The 18,252-nt window shown below is 51.3% G+C and carries 10 protein-coding genes and 1 pseudogene; 5 read left to right on the top strand and 6 right to left on the bottom strand.

All coding sequences use genetic code 11. The features are described 5' to 3' along the window. Positions 1-576: 576 nt before the first annotated feature. From IPN95_17000 to IPN95_16980, 5 genes and pseudogenes are all read right to left on the bottom strand, one after another. Positions 577-948: pseudogene (locus IPN95_17000) on the bottom strand (DUF4157 domain-containing protein). Between the two features lie 516 nt (positions 949-1,464). Further along, entirely contained in the window at positions 1,465-1,953 is a 489-nt protein-coding gene (locus tag IPN95_16995; GenBank protein MBK9451067.1) for a hypothetical protein, read from the bottom strand. Continuing rightward, complete coding sequence (locus IPN95_16990) at positions 1,954-3,405, bottom strand: DUF1911 domain-containing protein (GenBank protein ID MBK9451066.1); 1,452 nt, start codon at positions 3,403-3,405, stop codon at positions 1,954-1,956. Positions 3,406-3,540: 135 nt separating this feature from the next. Further along, on the bottom strand, positions 3,541-4,008 hold the full coding sequence (locus IPN95_16985; protein MBK9451065.1) for a hypothetical protein: 468 nt from the start codon (positions 4,006-4,008) through the stop codon (positions 3,541-3,543). A gap of 4,149 nt (positions 4,009-8,157) precedes the next feature. Next, complete coding sequence (locus IPN95_16980; protein MBK9451064.1) at positions 8,158-8,856, bottom strand: DUF4157 domain-containing protein; 699 nt, start codon at positions 8,854-8,856, stop codon at positions 8,158-8,160. Between the two features lie 669 nt (positions 8,857-9,525). Here IPN95_16980 and hemE point away from each other — a divergent pair. From hemE to IPN95_16955, 5 genes are all read left to right on the top strand, one after another. After that, the gene (gene hemE / locus IPN95_16975; protein MBK9451063.1) at positions 9,526-10,566 is read left to right on the top strand and encodes a uroporphyrinogen decarboxylase; all 1,041 of its coding nucleotides are present in this window, start codon (positions 9,526-9,528) and stop codon (positions 10,564-10,566) included. 59 nt (positions 10,567-10,625) lie between these two features. Next, positions 10,626-12,092 carry a DUF839 domain-containing protein gene (locus tag IPN95_16970; protein ID MBK9451062.1) on the top strand — a complete coding sequence of 489 codons (1,467 nt, stop codon included), beginning with the start codon at positions 10,626-10,628 and terminating at the stop codon, positions 12,090-12,092. 172 nt (positions 12,093-12,264) lie between these two features. Beyond that, entirely contained in the window at positions 12,265-14,283 is a 2,019-nt protein-coding gene (locus tag IPN95_16965; GenBank protein ID MBK9451061.1) for a sulfatase-like hydrolase/transferase, read from the top strand. A 74-nt stretch (positions 14,284-14,357) separates the two neighbouring features. After that, a complete protein-coding gene (locus tag IPN95_16960; GenBank protein MBK9451060.1) occupies positions 14,358-15,251 on the top strand; it encodes a YegS/Rv2252/BmrU family lipid kinase in 894 nt (297 codons plus the stop codon). A 331-nt stretch (positions 15,252-15,582) separates the two neighbouring features. After that, positions 15,583-17,526 carry a sulfatase-like hydrolase/transferase gene (locus IPN95_16955; protein ID MBK9451059.1) on the top strand — a complete coding sequence of 648 codons (1,944 nt, stop codon included), beginning with the start codon at positions 15,583-15,585 and terminating at the stop codon, positions 17,524-17,526. Between the two features lie 152 nt (positions 17,527-17,678). Here the strand turns inward: IPN95_16955 and IPN95_16950 are convergent, their stop codons facing one another. After that, entirely contained in the window at positions 17,679-18,251 is a 573-nt protein-coding gene (locus IPN95_16950; protein ID MBK9451058.1) for a hypothetical protein, read from the bottom strand. Between the last annotated feature and the right edge of the window lies 1 nt (position 18,252).

Raw genomic sequence — 18,252 nt, 5'->3', positions numbered from 1 at the left:
AACACCACCTGCGCCTGCGCCCGCATCGCCTTCGCTCGGGGCTTCAGATTTGGATTCTTGATTTTCGCCTTCCTTGCCTTGGGCTTCTTCCTTGGCCTCCTCTGCCTCTTCGCTTTCAGGCTCCTCATTTTCTGCGGTATCCTTGGCAGCGTCCTCTGGACCTTCCTGGGTTTCCTCGCCTTCTTTTTCCTCGGTTTCAGATTCTTCGGTTTGGGCATTCGCTGCACCTTCGGAATCTGCGTCTTTTTCGTCCTCGGCGGATTCTACTTCGCCGTTTTCTGGTTTGTCGCCTTTTGCGACGGTTTCTTCATGGCCTTCCTCGCCTTCACCTTCCTTGGTCTCTTCTTCGGCTTCCTTGGTAAATCCACCGAGTGCGAGGTCGTCGTTGAGGTCGCCGTAGGTTTGATCGGCCTCTTGGCTGTCTTGCTCCTTGGATTCCTCTTCTGCGACCTTGGCTTCCTGCGATTTTTCGGCGTTGGGTGCGGCATTGGGGTCCTTTTTCATCTGGACTGCGCCACCACCATTGCCGGCTGCCGACATTTTCTGAACCGGTGCACTGGATTCCGCCTTGAACTGTGCGGCCTTGGCACCCATGCTATCGGCCTCAGCTTCAAGCGAATGATCGTTGTTGACGGACATTCCGCCGACTTCGGCATTGGCTTGGACACGGCCTTGGCGCTGCTGCACCACGTGGGCGAGTTCGTGGCCGAGGAGTTCCTGTCCGCCTTTGGATTCCGGGTTGTATTGGCCGGGCGCGAAGTGGATGTTGTTGCCTTGGGCGAATGCCAAAGCGCCCGCACTTTTTGCTGTATTGCTGTTGGCGGTGACTTTGACATCGTCGAAGCTCGTGCCAAAGGAGCCTTCCATTTGTGCCCGCACATTTTCCGGCAAGCCACCACCGGATGCCGAACTGCTTCCTCCGCTGCCGGGACCATCGCCCGTTTTCATCTGAACCGGCGCATCCGCAAACTTAAACTGGAAAGGTTCGCCGGCCTTCAGTTTGAATTGCGGAGGATTTTCAGATCTGCCGAGCGGCTTTTTCTGGACGGATTTGGATTCAGAAGCTGTTTCCGACTCGGATTCTCCGCCTTCAGCCTCCTGTTTTTGTTTGTTGTTTTGGACGGCGGTTTGTTCTGTCGCCTCTTTGACGGCAGGTGCCGCTTTCTTTTTGTCGTCTTTCTGTTCTTCCTTTTCTTCCGACTCCGCATTCATGCCTGTGGCAGAATACATGGGGGGGGCCATGATCGGTCCTTCGTGTTCTGGATTTTCCAGTGCCAAGAAGTTGGAATACGGCTTTTTCTTCTCCTGACGGTGTTGGCGAGGGGCGTACATAGATGACAATTTGGCGAATTAGACAATCGGTTCCCAAACTAGGAATTATTCTGCAGAATTGGAAGACGAAAACCGTGGCGAATGCGTGAATCTGCCAATGGACTGTAAGTCTGTGGCTGAAATTGTGGAAAACTATCTTTTTTGTGGATTCTGAGCCTGTTGGGGAGGTCCGTGGGGCAGTTTTGATTTGCGGTAGATGCGGTAAACACCGATGCACAGGAAAATGAGAAGTAGGTCGCCTGCTCCCGCAAAGATCAAGGTTTTGATGTAGGCATTGTTGCCAACGACATAGATATCGCTAGGGTCGTCAATCGCTTGGCGAATAGGGGCACTGCCGTCCACGTGAAGAATTCCATAGAGCTGATCGTCAATTACTTCTTCAGTGGTGATGCTGTCTATTCCGACGCCAGAGGGATACCGCAGGGTGACCCGGAATGTGTTGTTGCGGGTTGTTCCCGAGACTTCCTTTGCGACGACCTTGGCCTCCTTGGCAATGCCATTCTGTTCCAAATCTCGAATGCCGAGAAATTCCACAAGCGCATAGATGTTGTATCCGATGACCGCTGCCGGAATGGCTGCAATGAAGAGTCCGACAATCGTATATCTAACGGCCTTCTTCATTTATTTTTGTTTGGGCTTTTTTCCCTGAAAGAGGTCCTCAAATGTGAAGTCGATCATCTGCTTGTCTTTGCGGAGATCGTTCCATTTTTGATCGAGCTTGCCTTTGACCTTCTCTTGTATGGAAGTCTCCGGCTGTGCAAATCCATATTCGATCGCGAGTTTTTCCAAAGCCATCACGAGTTCCTCGCCTTCGACCTTTTCGTCTTCCATGAGCTGATCGACAGCTTTGGAGAAATTGTTCATTTTGGCTTCGTAGGCAACCTTGCCATCTCCTTGGTTGAGGTCGGCGAGCCTTTGCCGCAATTCGGGTGGCATCGCGTCTTCCAAGGCTTGGAGGTCCACGCCTTCTGCCTCGGTGAGTTTTGCGGTGGCCTCTCCCAAGACATGCTTGAGACCTTCAAAATCCTCGGTATTTCCTTGGCTCGCTTTGCGTGCTGTAGCTGACATGGATTGAAGCATGCCGACGATCAAGGATTTGGCCATTTCCGGATTTTGGTCCAACTCTTTGGTATCCAATCCGCTGAGCTCGGATAAAAATTTCAGGCTCTCGACGGAGCGTTGAAAATTTTTGGAGGATGATTTGGCTGAGGAATCGCTTTGGGAGAATTTGAGGGCTTCTTCGATAAAACTTCGAATGCTGTTTTGCGCTTTTTCGAGTTCAGATTCGATCTTTCCCAATTGCGCATCCGCTTCTTTTTGCCAGGCTTTTTGCAATTTTGCGACGGCATTGCGCTGACTGTCACCGTATCCCGTGTGGAGCCATGTGCGGTACATTCGCTCATGTACAAGGTCTCTGGGATAAAACATATTGTCAGCAAATGGGCGATCATCGCATCCAAACAATTTGACGGCGGCTGCGAGTTCAAAGGCCCAATAGCCAAAGAATCCCCCATCTTGCTGAAGGTGGGTATCGTACCAAGAAACGCTGCGAATGCCTTCGTAATATCGTCGGAGGTACCGTAGGATGGCGTTGCGTTGCTGAAGTGGCTGGGTTTCGTCCAAGGCCTGCAGAAGATCGCGGTAGGGGATAGGATGGAGCAGGGTTGGCGTCACTTCCAACTGCGGCACGAATGGTTTGCAAAGTCGGTCAATCAGGGCATCCTTTCCATCCGCTTGAAAAACTGCGCGAATGACCGCGATCGTACTTTCGCCAGCATCCCACAAGATCGCGTTGCTCAGGAGCGCAAGCGCTGTTTGATAGTTTTCGACGATGTCGAGGGCTTTGACCTCGGCATGAGACGCAGCGTGAAAATGCTGCAAGGCAGGAATGACCCGTTCAAAAAATCCAATGCGCAACTCCTGCGGATCATCGCCACGTGAATACTGTGAAATCCATTCGAAGAGGGTGGCCTGCAAGTGTTCCCAAGACCCCGGTTGCGTGGCTTGGCTTAAACGAATGCGTTCTTGAACAAAAACGTCCTCGTCCGGGACAAAAAAGACTGCTCTTCTCATGTTTGGGGTACGAATGTGTGAATTGGCTCCATTCGAATAATGTGCGATAACTTGACCCTTGGCCTTTTGATGTCCTTGACAAGGGTTGTGAGCGTCACAAGGTAGGCACTTGGCCAGAAATCACCACCTATTTTTTCAATCCAGTGAAGGAATAACGATGCCGTCCCTCTGTTCATACTTCTTCATTTGGCCAATCATATGTGTGACAACCCCCCAACAGCCTTCCGCTTCGGTTGCACCTTCCCATTGCTTCAGGGCACGGAGCGAAGTCTCCTGTTTCCTGATGTTGGCAATCGCCGTGTTGACGAATGCCTGCAAGTCGGCTTTTTTTCCGAAATTTTCCCGATACCTCAGCACCAAGTTCACGTAGTAGATGGCAAACCAACTGTAAATGGGATCCCGAGTGACCGCGATTATACCGTCAAGCGTTTCCTGCATCGTGTGTTCATTGTTGGGAAAAGCCTTCAGGATCGACTCCACGACTTGACTCGGGTCGGTCGGTGTATCGCGGTATGGGTTCACGAGGGCATACCCGTTTTGCCCTGTCAAAAGTTCGTGAAGATCGCCCATGATAAGGGCATTGGTAATCATTGGATTAGACATCTTTGATGAAGACTTATGGAATCAATTTCTTTGGGTCAATGTTTGCCTGCGGAATCTGGTCACTGACGACCTCCATGGCTCCGCCAGAAGTTTTGCCCCCTGGAATCCAGAATTCGTTGGCTCCTGCTTCCACACCAGATGGCAGACGCATATTTAATGCCTCCGGATGGAGAACATCAATTCTCCAAACACCTGTAGATCCAAAATGCCCTGAGGAGAAACCTAGAATCTGCTCAAGCTTTCTGGGGTCGCCGCCTGCTCTTGCAAAGGCGTCGTCAATGTCGGCAGCTGTCGAGAGGAAATGGCCGTCTGGCCTGCCGACCATTGCCCTGCCTTCGATCCAGTCCCGATAGACCTGTTCCGTCACCACGTAACTGGCCTTGCCATTGAACTGCGCCATGTGGTTGGCAATGTAGGTCGGATCAAGGTATTCTTCCGGTGCCAACTTGCCGCCAGCCAAAAGGCGATCCTGACCGACCCTCCAGGCTTGCATAAAGTCCCATCCGGGTTTGAATGGAATTGTATTGCCAGCTGCTTTTGCGGCGATCATATCCATGACTTCATGCAAGGTCGCGGGCGTGACCCAGTGCTTGCGTGCGGCGAGTGCCATAAAGGCATCAATATCAGCCTTACTAAAGCCGAGGGATTGCCCTTTGTCGATCAAAGCCTTGATCTGATCGTCATCCAAGGTCAGCTTCGCGGACGGGTGACCGTCGATCTTGGCCTTGATGGCATCACGCACGTCGAGGTGGCTGATATAAGGCTTACCCGTGTCCAAATTCTTGAATCCGCTTGGACTTGTGGGGTCATACTCGAGTTTTGGCAGGGCATTTTTCATGCCCGGATTACGTGCCAAGACGAGTTTTCCATCTCTCCACTGCCAGTTGAATCCGGTTGGAGGATCGACTTCGGGGATGAACTTCTTGGTGGTCGGGTCAAACTTGACGGGCGGCAGGGTCGCAGCTGCACCGGGGTTGCGTTGGAGTCCCGGGGTTGGCGAATCGCCATTGCGCGTCCAATGGTAGCCGTCTGGAGCTTTGGGGTATCCGAGGTCCTCGGCCAATTCAGCGCCGGTTTTCTTGGCTGCTTTTTCAGCGGCTTCCTTGGCTTCACGTTCAGCAAGGTCCTTGGCTTCCTGCTCGGCAAGCCTTCTGGTTTCTTCTTCTGCGAGGCGTCGGGCCTCCTCATCGGCGATGCGCTTGGCTTCCGCTTCCGCAGCCTGTTTTGCTTCGTTCTCCGCCAATTTCTTGGCCTGTTCCTCAGCGATGCGCTTGGATTCTTCTTCTGCGATGCGTTTGGATTCGGCCTCTGCCGCTTGTTTGGCTTGCTCTTCAGCAAGGCGCTTGGCTTCGGCCTCAGCCACTTTTTTGGCTTCTTCTTCGGCCAGTCGTTTGGCTTCTGCTTCCGCCACCTGCTTCGCTTCTGCCTCGGCGATCTTTTTGGCTTCTGCCTCCGCTAGGGTTTTGGCTTCCGCTTCCGCAAGTGCCTTGGCTTCCGCCTCGGCGAGTGCCTTTGCCTCGGCCTCAACAGCACTTTCGACGACTTCGCCCGTACCCTTGCCCATCCATTTGGCGATGGTTTGGCCGATCTTGGTTTTTCCGATCCAAGCACCGAGCAACGAGCCTCCGAAGTTGCCGAGGAAGTTGCTTACGAGGTTGTCCTTCATCGCAGTGAAGAACACGTTCCAGCTGACTTCTTTGCCGAGGGCAAGATTTTTGGCAATTTCAAGCACACCGCTGCCGATGGTGTCGCAGATCGTTCCCACAATGACGTCGGCAGCAAATTTGACAACGACTTTTGCAGCGACATTGGTAACCCACTTGGCGGCTGCGCCGGCGGCCATTTCTCCGAGTTTGCCACCCAGAAGTGTGAAAATCCCCCCTATACCGCCAGCTACCCCCTCGACGAAGTATTCATAGAGGGAGTGGAAGGTGCCGTCGATGAGATCTTTGAGGAAAAGTGCGATGACTGCCCCGGCGAATCCGATGGCAAAGGCCAACAACAATCCGCCGAGCGTCAGCGGGCAGAAGGCAATGATCAAGGCCGTGACGACAATCATCACGACAATGGTCACGATCCACTTGAGGGCAGTTTTCCACCAAGGTTCGCGCGCCTTTGCGGCTGCCTCGTCTACATTTTTCTTCACCTCGGAATCAAGATCCTTGGTGATCGCCTTCAAGTCCTTTGTGAGATCGGCAATTTTGGTTTTGAACTGGGCTGCCAAGCCCTCGTCTGCCTTTTTGAAACCGTCTCCGGTTTCTTTGCAGACCTTGTCCATTTCCTTGCCCATGTCGGATACAGCCTTTTTGGCTGCTTCATCATGGCGTTTGGCGGTGTCGTCAAAGGCTTTTTGCGAGCCTTTTTCGACTTCTTCATGGGTTTTTACTTGGCCGTCGACCTGTTCTTGCGACAAGATCGCTGCATCGGCAGCCATTTCGATCAACGTAGCGTCCGTATCCAGGCCAGACTCATTGATGGATTTGCCGGAATCGATGACACCCGTATTGATTTTCTTGGTGGTCTCGTCGATCGACTTCGTGATGTTGGCACTGACACCTTTGAGCAATTGCTTCAAGGCGGCCTCATCGGGATTTTTCTGGGCGCTAGCCTTGGTGACGGTATCGGCGATCTGATTCTCGATGTCCGTGACGGCCTTGTTGAGTTGCTCCGTCAGGCCCTTGATCGAATCCTTGGCAATCTTGTCAATGTTGTCGGTCGAGGCAATGCCTGCGTCTTCCACCGCCTTGACTTGACTTGTTTGCAAGTCGTCCAAGCTTTTGATGGTCCCCTCGAGCAGCGCTTTGACAGCATCCTTCTGGCCTTTCAGATTGGCATCTGCGGCCTCAATCGAACCCTTTTCACTGGCCTCAATCTGTTGGATGCCACCGTCATAGAAGGCCTTATTCTTGTCGCGTGCCTCTTTGATCTTATCGGCAATGCCTTTGAGGTAGGCTTCCTTGCCTTTTGGAATTTCATTTGCGACTCCGTTTGCTGCCTCGACAAGCTTCTCTTTGAATGCTTTGCCGACGTCTGTCGCCGCGTTTTTCATAGCGGTGACGACCTTCTCCTCGGGATCAGAATAGCCGCTGATCAGTGCCGCAATTCTCGAGTCCACTGCATCGCATTCTGTTTTTCCGGCTGCGCGGGCATCCTTCTCGGCGCCATTGAATGCATCGGTTGCCGACTTGATCGCATCGGTTTCCAGCTTGGCAATCGCCTTCTCACTCTTGTCGGCGGCATCTTTGAGTAGCCCCTTCTCGGTGGTCGTTGAGGCCTTGATTTTGATGAGGGTCGCATCGTATTGGCCTTTGATGACCCCTTCCATCCTTGTTGCTTCCGTGCGCGCAGCTTCCTGCTTGACCAGGATGTCATCGGCAATTGCTTGCCGATTGGTGTTGACCGAGGCTTCTACAACGGCTTTTGATTCTGTAGCCTTGGCCTCGATGGCAGGCGAAATGGTCGCTGCAAGGTTTTTGAGGGTTTGGACTTTCGCTTCGTTTTCAGATTTAAAAGCATCCACAAGCACATGTGCATCTGCTTGCTTTTTGTCAAAAATCTGGTTGGTAACCTCTTCCGGAACCTTCTGAACGGGTTTGGTCGCGTTTTTCTTCTTCTTGTTTTTCGGGTGGTCAGGATCGGGCGCCATTTGGATAGGTGTATCGCTGCCGATCGATTCTGTTTCCGTTTCCGCATCCTCGGTATCGACGCCCTTCACGATGACGCTGCCATCCCCATTTTCTTGCACGATTTGGTCTGCACCAAGCCCTTTGGCCAATTCCATCGGCATCACCGCCAATTGTGGATTGGGTTCGGAGGCACCGAAGTCGCCCATTACCGCGGGCACCGATTCGATCGGGGCCACAGGTTCCGCATTGGCTCCGCCGCTGGCATTACGTTCTTTGCCCGCATCGTTTCCGCCTTCTTTGCCAAGCGACTGCTTTTGCTCTTTTCCGCCTTCTTTTCCGCCTTCCTTTTTTGCACCTTGGCCGTTTGTAGCGCCGTCGACACCGTCGGTTGGCGTATTCTCGCCCTCTTTTGTGCCCTCTTCACTCTCCGGTTCGGATTGCTTTTCTTCTGTTTCCGCTTCAGGCGACTCCTCTTCAAGCAGGTCCTCGGACGCAGATTGGTCCCCAACCGGCGTTGCCTCGGTTACATTTGCGGGCAACTGGGAAGATTCTTGCTGGTTTTCTTCGGCTCCGCCTTTATTGGCCTCATCGACGGACTGCACTTCGCCGATGCTCTTGGCATTTTCTTCGCCTGCTTGCTCTTCGTTTTTATCCTCATGGTCGGTAAATCCGTCCAAGGCGAGTGTGGGATCATAGTTGACAACCTGGCCAAGGCCATCTTCCTTTTCATCTTTTCCTTGGCTGATTTACCCTCCGTTTTTGCATTGGGATCTGCCTTGAGCTGCGTGGGGGCTGATACGGGAGCCGCTGCGGTGCTGGGTGTTTTGGCAGCCGGCGAAGCGTCGACTTTCATCTGGGCAGCTTTGGCGCCCATGGCATCGGCTTCTGCTTCGAGGGCATGATCGTTGTTGACCGCCATGCCGTTGACTGCTGAATTTGCCTGAACTCTACCTTGACGTTGTTGGACGACGTGTGAAAGTTCGTGCCCTAGAAGTTGCTGGCCACCAGGAGTTTCCGGGCTGAATTGGCCGGGAGCAAAGTGTACATCATTTCCCTGGGCATAAGCCAAAGCTCCTGCTTCTGAAGCTTTGCTGCTGTTTTGAACGATATTGACATTGCTGAAATCGGTATTGAAAGTCGATTCCATCTTGCCCATGACCTCATCAGGAATCCCACTTGGCCCTGAGCTTTCACTGCCTCCACCGCCGCTGCCCGCCTTCATCTGAACCGGAGCATTCGCAAACTTGAATTGGAACGGAGCACCTGCCTTCAGTTTGAACTGAGGAGGGTTTTCTGACCTTCCGAGCTGTTTTTTCTGAACTGTCTTTGATTCTGCCGAGGAAGAATCGGCTTCGGATTCGGCACCTTCCGTCTCCTGCTGCTGTCGATTGTTTTGGACCGCGTTTTGTTCCGTCGCCTCTTTGGCTTCGGGTTTGGCGTCCTTCTTTTCATCTTTTTCGGCCTCTTTCTCTTCCGATTCGGCGTTTTGGCCGGTTGCCGAATAAACAGGCGGCGCCATGATCGGTCCTTCGTGCTCGGCCTGCTCTAGGGCGAGAAAGTTGGAATACGGCTTTTTCTTCTCCTGACGGTGTTGGCGTGGGGCGTACATAGATGACAATTTGGCGAATTAGACAATCGGTTTCTAAGGTAGTAAAAAAATGGAAGAATCTTGATCTCAATCGGGAATCTCGCGTCGAATTTCCCACAAATGCGGATTTGGCTGTTCAAATCGAGTATTGGTGGAGGTTTTTAGTTGTTTGACACATCATTTATACTTTTTAAAAGGGGAATTGCGGTTAGGATGCGCCGAAATCGGGCGTTCCGATGGATCGATGTTCAGTAGCAAAAAATGCAGCTTTTGCGCTGGATTGAAAACCGCTAACTTTGCCGGATGATGCTGAAAAATGATCTGCTTCTGCGGGTAGCGCGGGGCGAAAGTGTAGAAAGGCCACCCGTTTGGTTGATGCGGCAGGCTGGAAGGTTCCTCTCCGAATACCGAGCTGTCCGCGAAAAAGCCGGAAGCTTCAAAGCCATGATAGCCAATCCGGAATTTGCTGCTGAAGTGTCGATTCAGCCTGTGGATTTGGTTGGCGTGGATGCGGCGATCATTTTCAGTGACATTCTTGTGATTCCGGAAGCCATTGGATTGGATTACGAGATGGCAAAAGGAGAAGGTCCACATTTCCCGGAAACCATTCGCAGCACGGAAGGGCTCAAAAAGCTCCACGCGGCGGATATGGACGGCAATTTGAAGCATACTTTTGATGCGATTCGCCTGCTGAAAGCGGAATTGGCCGGTCGTGTGCCCGTGATTGGTTTTGCAGGCGCGCCGTGGACGATTTTTTGCTACATGACCGAAGGGGGAGGCTCCAAAGGTTTTACAGTGCCGCGTGGTTTGGTTTACCGCGACCCCGTGTTTGCGCATGCTTTGCTGGAGCGTATTACCGTCGCTACGATCGCCTATTTGCGTGGTCAGGTCGCCGCGGGCGCTGATATCGTTCAAATCTTTGATTCCTGGGCAGGTTTGCTCGGCCGTGCCCAGTACGCCGAATTTGCCGCGCCCTATATCGATCGGATCGTTCGGGCAATTCCCGAAGTCCCCGTGATCGTATTTGCCAAAGATGCCTTTCATTCCATTGATTTGATTGCGGCCATGCCTTGTCAAGTGATTGGACTGGATTGGACGGCCGACCCCGCAAAGGCTGCCGTCGCTGCGCCCGGCAAGACCTTGCAAGGAAATCTTGATCCTGCTGCACTCTACGGAACCCCCAAATCCGTGGAAAAGGCTACGCTGGAGATGATTGCTGCCTTTCCACAAGGCCGCCACATCGTCAACCTTGGCCACGGCATCTATCCGGATCTACCACGCGAAAATGTGATTGCCATGGTCGACACCGTGAAAAATTTCCGTTATTCCCCGATTTTGGTATGACAGGATTTTCGCCCACATCCCGGAAGTTTCCAAGGTCGATTTTCTCGAATGGAAGCTTCATGCATCTCAAAAATTTTGCGGTTTTCTTCCTTTTTTCCTTGTTGCTCATCCTCACGGGTTGCGGAAGAAAAAAGAAGGAAGTTTCCGGCAATTCATTCATTTTCAATCCTGTGGATACCTCCTTTACAGGAAAAGAATTCCTGTTGCCTGGCGGAAATTACAAGGTAGAGCGTCTCTATACCGAAGGGGATTTGGAAAAGGTCGAATGGAAAGGCGTCATGGCACCTGCCAAAGGCAAACATGATTTTATCGTTTTCCTTCCCATCAATGGTTCGGCAACACATGGCATCCTTTGGGTGAACCATGAAAGCATTTTGCCCGATACCGTGATGGGCCACGGGGGGGGAGCTTCTGTGTTGGAGGTATTTCGCGATTCCTTGCTGGGATGGAAGTCTGTGGGATTTCCGCACGCGATCAATTTCGGATCAGTGGGGGGAACGCTGCACAATTGTTTGGGCGTTTTGACGCCTTGGGGTACGATTTTGACCTCCGAAGAAATAGAGCCTGCCAACAATTTCGTGCGCAATCCCAACGATAGCACCAAAAAACTCCTTCCCGACAGCAGTGATTTCAATGGAAGACCCAGGTGGATGAACTATGGTTGGATGGTAGAGGTGGATCCACTCAAGCGTGAAGTCTTGGGAAAACGCCATGCGATGGGCCGATTCATGCACGAAGGCAATGCGGCCATGGCCGACGAAAAAACCTTTTATATGTGCGATGACGAGGCTCCGGGAGCGTTTTTTAAGTTTGTCGCCGATACCGCACGTAACCTGAACAGTGGTCAACTGTATGCATGGTGCATGCAAGCTGACAGCAATGGGAAACATTGGATTTCGATTCCGCGAGGGCGCGATACGCTGTTGCATGCGCGTAGGCACGCCTTTCAGCGCGGGGCCTCGATTTTCATTCGAATGGAAGACATTGAGCAATTGCCTGACGGCAGTTTCCTCATCACCGAAACCGGCAAGGACAGTGTGAGTTTGGCCACTGCCATTGCCCAAGGGGGAAAAGTGATGCCGCACTTGGAAAAGTACCATGTCGGGAAGCAAATCTACGATGATCGGCATGGCCGCATTTTGCGCTATGATCCCAAAACTGAGACCATGACGGTGTTTTTGGAAGGTGGACAAGCGTTGGAGGATCGCAGCATTGTTTTGAGTAATCCTGACAATCTTGCCTACAACAAAACTCGGAATATGCTCGTGATTCAGGAGGATTTGAACGGTACTTCGGGAGGCCGGGTGCCTGCCAAGCCGGGTGCTGTCAAAATCTGCGAAATTTATTTTTTGGATCTCAAAAATCCCAAGCCCATTCTGGACAATTTGAAACGTTTTGCTGTCATTCCAGCAGGGTGCGAATCGACGGGCGCGTGCTGGAGCTCGGATTATAGTTCGTTGTTTTTCAACATCCAAAACGAAGGCGACAAGAAAATCCGGCGAAGCCGCCTTATGATAAATCTGTGACTGTGGTCGTGACGGGCTTTCCCGAGTAATGCGCAACGTGGCTTTTGGACAAGGCAGCTGGTTTTCTTGACCAACGGGATATTTTATCCACAGGCCTGGAGATCAAGGCAATCAGAAAAGCGCATTCGAATGGGAAAAAAAACTTAATTTGACACGTGATTAAGTTGTGTCCATGACGGGTCAAGACATTGAAACAAAGACTCCGAGCTATCGTTTTCGGCTCCAAATTCCTGGAAACGTGCGCTATGCGTTGACTGTCGTGATCTTGTTGCTGTTTATGAACACAATTTTGCGCACGGTATTTTTGCTCTACAATACCGATCAAGCGCGCGCGATGACTTGGACCGACATCATGCTCGGTTATTCAGTAGGATTCCGGTTTGACTTGGCTACAATTCTGATTTTCAACGGGATCATTCTGTTATTTCTGTCGTTGCCACTCGCCATTCATCGACGACGGTCCACCTATAAAATCTGCAACATTCTGCTTGTATTGGCCAATATGCCGATTTTGGTTGTGAATGCGATTGACGTCGTGTATTACAGCTTCGCAGAGAAGCGGATGACGCACGAATTGTTTACGACCCAAAGCGACTTCGGCAGTTTCAAACCTGCGATGCTTGCCGAGTATTGGTGGCTATTTTTGATGTTTCTCACGATGACCGTCGTGATGTACAAGGTGCTGAATTTCTTCGCCTTGCGTTATGCGATTCAGCAAGAAGCCAAACCACTTTCCCGGCGTTGGCTTTGGGCAGGAACCTTTGTGACTTGCATGTATTTTGGCATGCATGGCGGATGGCAGACCAATCCTTTGGCCATTTCCAATGCCTATGTCGGTGACAGCTTTTTCAGCGGGAGCATGGGCCTGAATTCGGCATTTACGATTTTGACGGCGGTGGATTGGCAAAAGCAGGAAGCAATGCGGAATATTCCTGAATCAGAGGCTGTTGCAGTTTCTCGGGAGATGTTGCGGCATCCTTGGGACGGTAACTACCTTCGCGAGGATTACCCTTTGCTGCGTCAAACGCATTTTTCTGAGCCCGAGCGGCATTACAACGTCGTGTTTCTCATTATCGAGAGCCTCAATGCCCGTGATATCGGGATTCTGAATGGAGCGGAGGAGGGCAAAAGCCTGACCCCCAATCTCGATACCCTTGCGCGGCATGCCAGGGTTTACAGCCGTTATTTTGCCAATGGTACACGCAGTGTCGAGTCCCTTCCTGCCTTGCTCAATAGCATTCCGGATATCTTTGGACGCCCCACCATCGGCTCCCATTTTATCAACAACACCCACTACGGTTTACCCGTGATATTGGGTGAAAGAGGCTATGAAACCAGTTTCTTTTGCGGTTCCCACAACGGCACCATGGGTTTTGACAAATACGCAGCGGCCTCGGGAATCAAAAATTATTACGGAATGAACGAATACCCGTATTCAGAACGCGACTTTGACGGGTATTGGGGTTGTGCAGATGGACCGTTTATGCAATGGATGGCCGGAAAACAGCAAGAAATGAAGGAGCCGTTTATGTCGGTGCTGTTCACCATCAGCAACCACCATCCATTTAACCTGCCCAAGGATGCCGATCCCAAGATCGCGCGGATGCCGGTGAGCAAAATGCAGCGCACGGTGCGTTATACCGATCAGGCGTTGGGGGCATATTTCAAGGAGGTGCGGAAACAAGCTTGGAGTAAAAACACGATTTTTATCATCACAGGTGATCATTGCTTCCATGAACAAAGTGATCCGGGGCGAACATTTGTAGAGAATTTTCAGGTTCCGCTGTTTTTGATCGGTCCGGAGATTGAACCGGGAATGGATGACCGTATTGGTCAGCATATCAGTGTAATGCCTACCCTGATCTCCCACATGCGCCTGCGCACCATGCACGCCAGTACGGGAGTATCTTTGCTGGGTGATGCGCCTGAAGGCTTCGCGATCAATAATTTAATGGATGTGGCAAGCTTGGTAATGGGAGATTTGGCGTTGAGCAGCAGTTTTGAACGGGTGAATGCCGTTTGCCAAAATGAAGGCCGGCGATGGCTCAAAGTGTACGAAGGCGAGGTTTCTGAACGAAAAAAATTGGAGTTGGAATATAGACTAAGGTGCCTGTTTCAAGTTTATCATAACACGCGCATCAAAAACAAGTTGCATTATCGGCCTTGGAACCCGATTTCGCAGGTATTTTAGTGTTTTGGGAAAAGGCAACTGTGGAACGTTGCCTTTGTAGTTGGTTGGAAGAAATGGATTCTTGAATGAAGACGATGTTCATTATCAACCCGATCTCCGGAAAGGGTAAGCGGCGAAAGCCACAGAAAACGATCGATAAAATACAGGAAACCTATTCCAAGGCGGGGGCGAATTTTGAAATTCGACTTTGGGATCGGCTGGACCGCATCGATGAATTGATTGCAGCGGCAGTCAGTGAGAAGTTTGATGTGGTGGTTGCTGCCGGCGGAGACGGCACGGTCAATGAAATCGGCCACCGACTTGTCGGTACCGGCATCGCATTGGGCGTGATTCCGCTCGGCTCCGGCAACGGATTTGCGCGGCACCTTGGCTACAGTACACGCGTTCGTACGGCGCTCGCACAACTGTTGACTGCCAACGCAGTGGACATCGACACCGGTGATTTTGGAGGTATTCCCTTTTTAAACAATGCCGGGATCGGCATCGATGCAGAGGTCGCCCGCCAATTCAAAGCGAGCAAAACCCGCGGCATTCATAACTATGTTCGCCTGGCGAGCCGGGCTTTTTTCACGTTTAAGAGTTTCAGCGCCAAGCTTGTGGTGGACGACAAACGCGAATACATCTTTGATGATTTGATGTTTATCGATATCACCAATGGTTCGCAATGGGGTGCCGGCGCGAAAATTGCCCCGCTTTCGACGATTTCTGACGGTTATTTGGAAGCGATCGTCTTCGAAAGGGCCTCCCTGATCAAGGTTCCGAGGTTGATCAAATTGCTGTTTCTCGGGAAACTGTACCGGCATCCCAACATCAAAATGGTGCGTGGCAAGAAGTTTGAAATTACGCGCCGGCTTGCAGGCAACGCCCATGTCGATGGCGAAGCAGTCAAATTGGGAAAGCATATCGAGGCACTCGTCCGCGAAAAAAGCATGAAATTGTTGGTCCCAAACCGAACGGAATTGGTCTGAGGATGAGGATTGTATCATGAAGATCCGGCCAAGGCTGATGGCGAAGCTATTGGAGAACTGCGAACTACATCACGAAGACCCTTGAAAATCGACAACACCTCGTATATCACGTCAGTGCTCCTGCGACGTGCGCTCAAAAGCCTGGAATTTCGAATTCAATCGTGAACGTGGAAGCACTTTAAGGAAGAGAAATGCGAGCAAGCAATTTGTAAGTTTAATTGAACCCGGAATCTGCCGACTGCTACTTTCAAACTGCTAACTTTACACACGATGATGGTTGAAAAACATGGCGACTGAAGCGGAAAATGTTCAATCTGCTGGAAAATGGGCAATGCTGAGGTATCAGCTGCGCATCATTTTGCGGGTGTTGGGCATGGTGCTGCTGTGCAATTTGCTCCTGCGAATGGTGTTTTTTTTCTACAATGCCGGCAGTGGATGGTCGTATGAAATTTCTGATGTCCCAAAGGCCATATTCGTAGGCATTCGGTTTGATTTGGCCACCTTTTCGATTTTTAATGGGATTCTATTGCTCTTGATGCTCCTGCCTTGGCGGGGAATTTTGCGCGGGCGCAAACTGCTGAATTTCCTCTTTGTGTTGATGAATCTTCCGGTGCTTTTGCTGAATGGAATCGACGTGGTTTACTTCGGATTTGCCGGCAAGCGCCTGAGCCATGAATTGTTTACCGGCGGCAAGGATCTGACCAACTTCGGTTTGGTAGAATTGCTGCCTTATTGGTGGCTGATGTTGATCGTGATTTCGTTGGTGGGCCTTCAGTTTTGGTGGCTCAACCGCGGAATCCAATCGCAAAAAATGCCGCAGATGGGCACGTTGGGAGGCAAATTCGCGGCGTGGTCGGTGCCGATTGTCATGGCCGGACTGCTCTTTTTGGCCTTCCGTGGCGGATTCCAGACCCGGCCGATGCGGCCTGCAAACGCCTTTGTCACCGGGAGCCTTTTCCTCGGCAATGTTTCGCTCAACAGCGCCTATACCGTCGCGCAAAGCTTGGAAATCGGCAACGAACCCGATGTCGAACTCATGCCGATGGCAGAGGCGGTTGCCTTGAGCCGTCAATTGATCCGCAACGACTTTGATGGGCCCTTCGAGTCGGAGGAATATCCCTTGCAGCGTTGGACGAATTTTCCGGGACCTGAGCGCAAATACAACGTCGTGTTGCTGATCGTGGAAAGCTTGAATTCGGCGAAATTGGGTTGTATCAAAGGCTTGCCGCTGACCGAAAGCCTGACGCCGAATCTCGACACATTGGCCAAGCACGGCCGATTGTACACCAATTTCTATTCCAATGGCGCCCGCAGCGTGCAGAGCCTTCCTGCCATTTTCAATTCGACCCCGGACTTGTTTGAGCGCCCGATGATCGGCTCAAGCTTTGAAACCAATCAACATTGGGGCATCGGCAACATGCTTTTGCAACGGGGCTATCATACGAGTTTTGTTTGCGGCGGCCCCAACGGGACGATGGGATTCGATTCATTTTCAAAGGTTTGTGGATTTGAACATTATTTCGGTCGTGATGATTATCCTGGAGATCCAACCATTGCGAGCAATTGGGGGCTACATGACAATGGCGTCTTGCAATGGTTGAGTCAACTGCAAGACGGCTTTCAGAAGCCTTTTCTCAATACTTGGTTTTCGATCACCAACCACCATCCCTTTGACCTCCCGGCGGATTGTCCCATGGAAATCGCGCATGGCAATCAAAGCCCCATGAACAAGACTGTGATGTACACCGACTGGGCGCTCGGTCAGTACTTTAGCCGTGTGCGCAAATCCGAATGGGCCGCTAACACGATTTTTGCAATCACCGGCGATCATTGTTTCTATTTCGAAGACGACCCCGACCGCGGGGATGTGCAAAATTTTCACGTGCCGCTGATCCTGATTGGGCCGGGCGTGGAACCGGGTGTCGATGACCGCGTCGGAAGCCACATTTCGATTCTCCCCACCCTGATCGAATTGCTGCAACTCAAAACCCATTATGCCGGCGTTGGCGTTTCGTTGTTTTCAAAGCAAAATGAGCCCTTTGGCCTAACAAATATGATGGGAATCCTTGCCCTGAGTCAAAAGAACCGTTACGTCAGTTCATCATTGGAAAACCTGCTCAATTGTTATTCCTTCCAGAATGGGAAATGGGAGCCTGACGAAACACTGAAAACCAATCCTGAGGGTCAGAATTTGCACAATTCCTTGAAGGCGATCTATCAGGTTTGTAGCTACATTCGGAAAAACAACAAGCAAAACCGAATAGGGATGGAGTGAAAAATCTCAGCCAACCGAACAAACAATTTAAAAATGAAGGCGAATACTGCCAGAAGGAATCCAGCCTCCAATTGGAAACAATTCCAAGATTTCAAAATTGATAATATTGAACGTCAGTAGTTTGAATGTTTGTTTCTAGTGGATCCGCAGGCTCATTCCTCATTCCTCATTTCCAGTTTAGCTTCGCTGAACCCTGCGGGTTTCTCATTCCGCTCCCTCAATTTCTCATTCTTCCGCAAGGAACGTTTTAACTTCTCGTCCAAAATATCCGGGTCGGTACCGGTCGCAAATTCCTTGAGCAGCAAGACGATGGCAAAAGCCACGGCAAAACCGATCATATATTCCTTAAAATTATCGGGCAATACGATGGTCGGGTCATTTTCTTGGCTGCGGAGATACAGCAAGGCCACCCTGCCCTTGAAAACATAGGTCCGCCACATCCAAAATTCCATCCCCAGAAACAGCATGAAGCCGATTGCCACGCGCACCGGGCGCACGGTGAGTTTAAAAATCAATATCAGCAAAAATGCCAATGCCATGCCGAAGGGAAACAGCAATTCCGCGAAAACAAGCTCGGTTTTGTCGATAATGTAGGCGCGTTGGTATTCCTCTTCCAAGCCAAAAGGATTGTTGTTGGCGTAATCCTTATAGTTAAGAATGAGCTCGATCACCCAAAAGGCGATGCCTCCAATGGCCAACGCGAGGTATGCTGCGAATCTTCCCATA

Source organism: Bacteroidota bacterium (genome assembly GCA_016718825.1).
Classification (GTDB): domain Bacteria; phylum Bacteroidota; class Bacteroidia; order J057; family JADKCL01; genus JADKCL01.
This window is presented reverse-complemented; position numbering and strand designations above follow the sequence as displayed.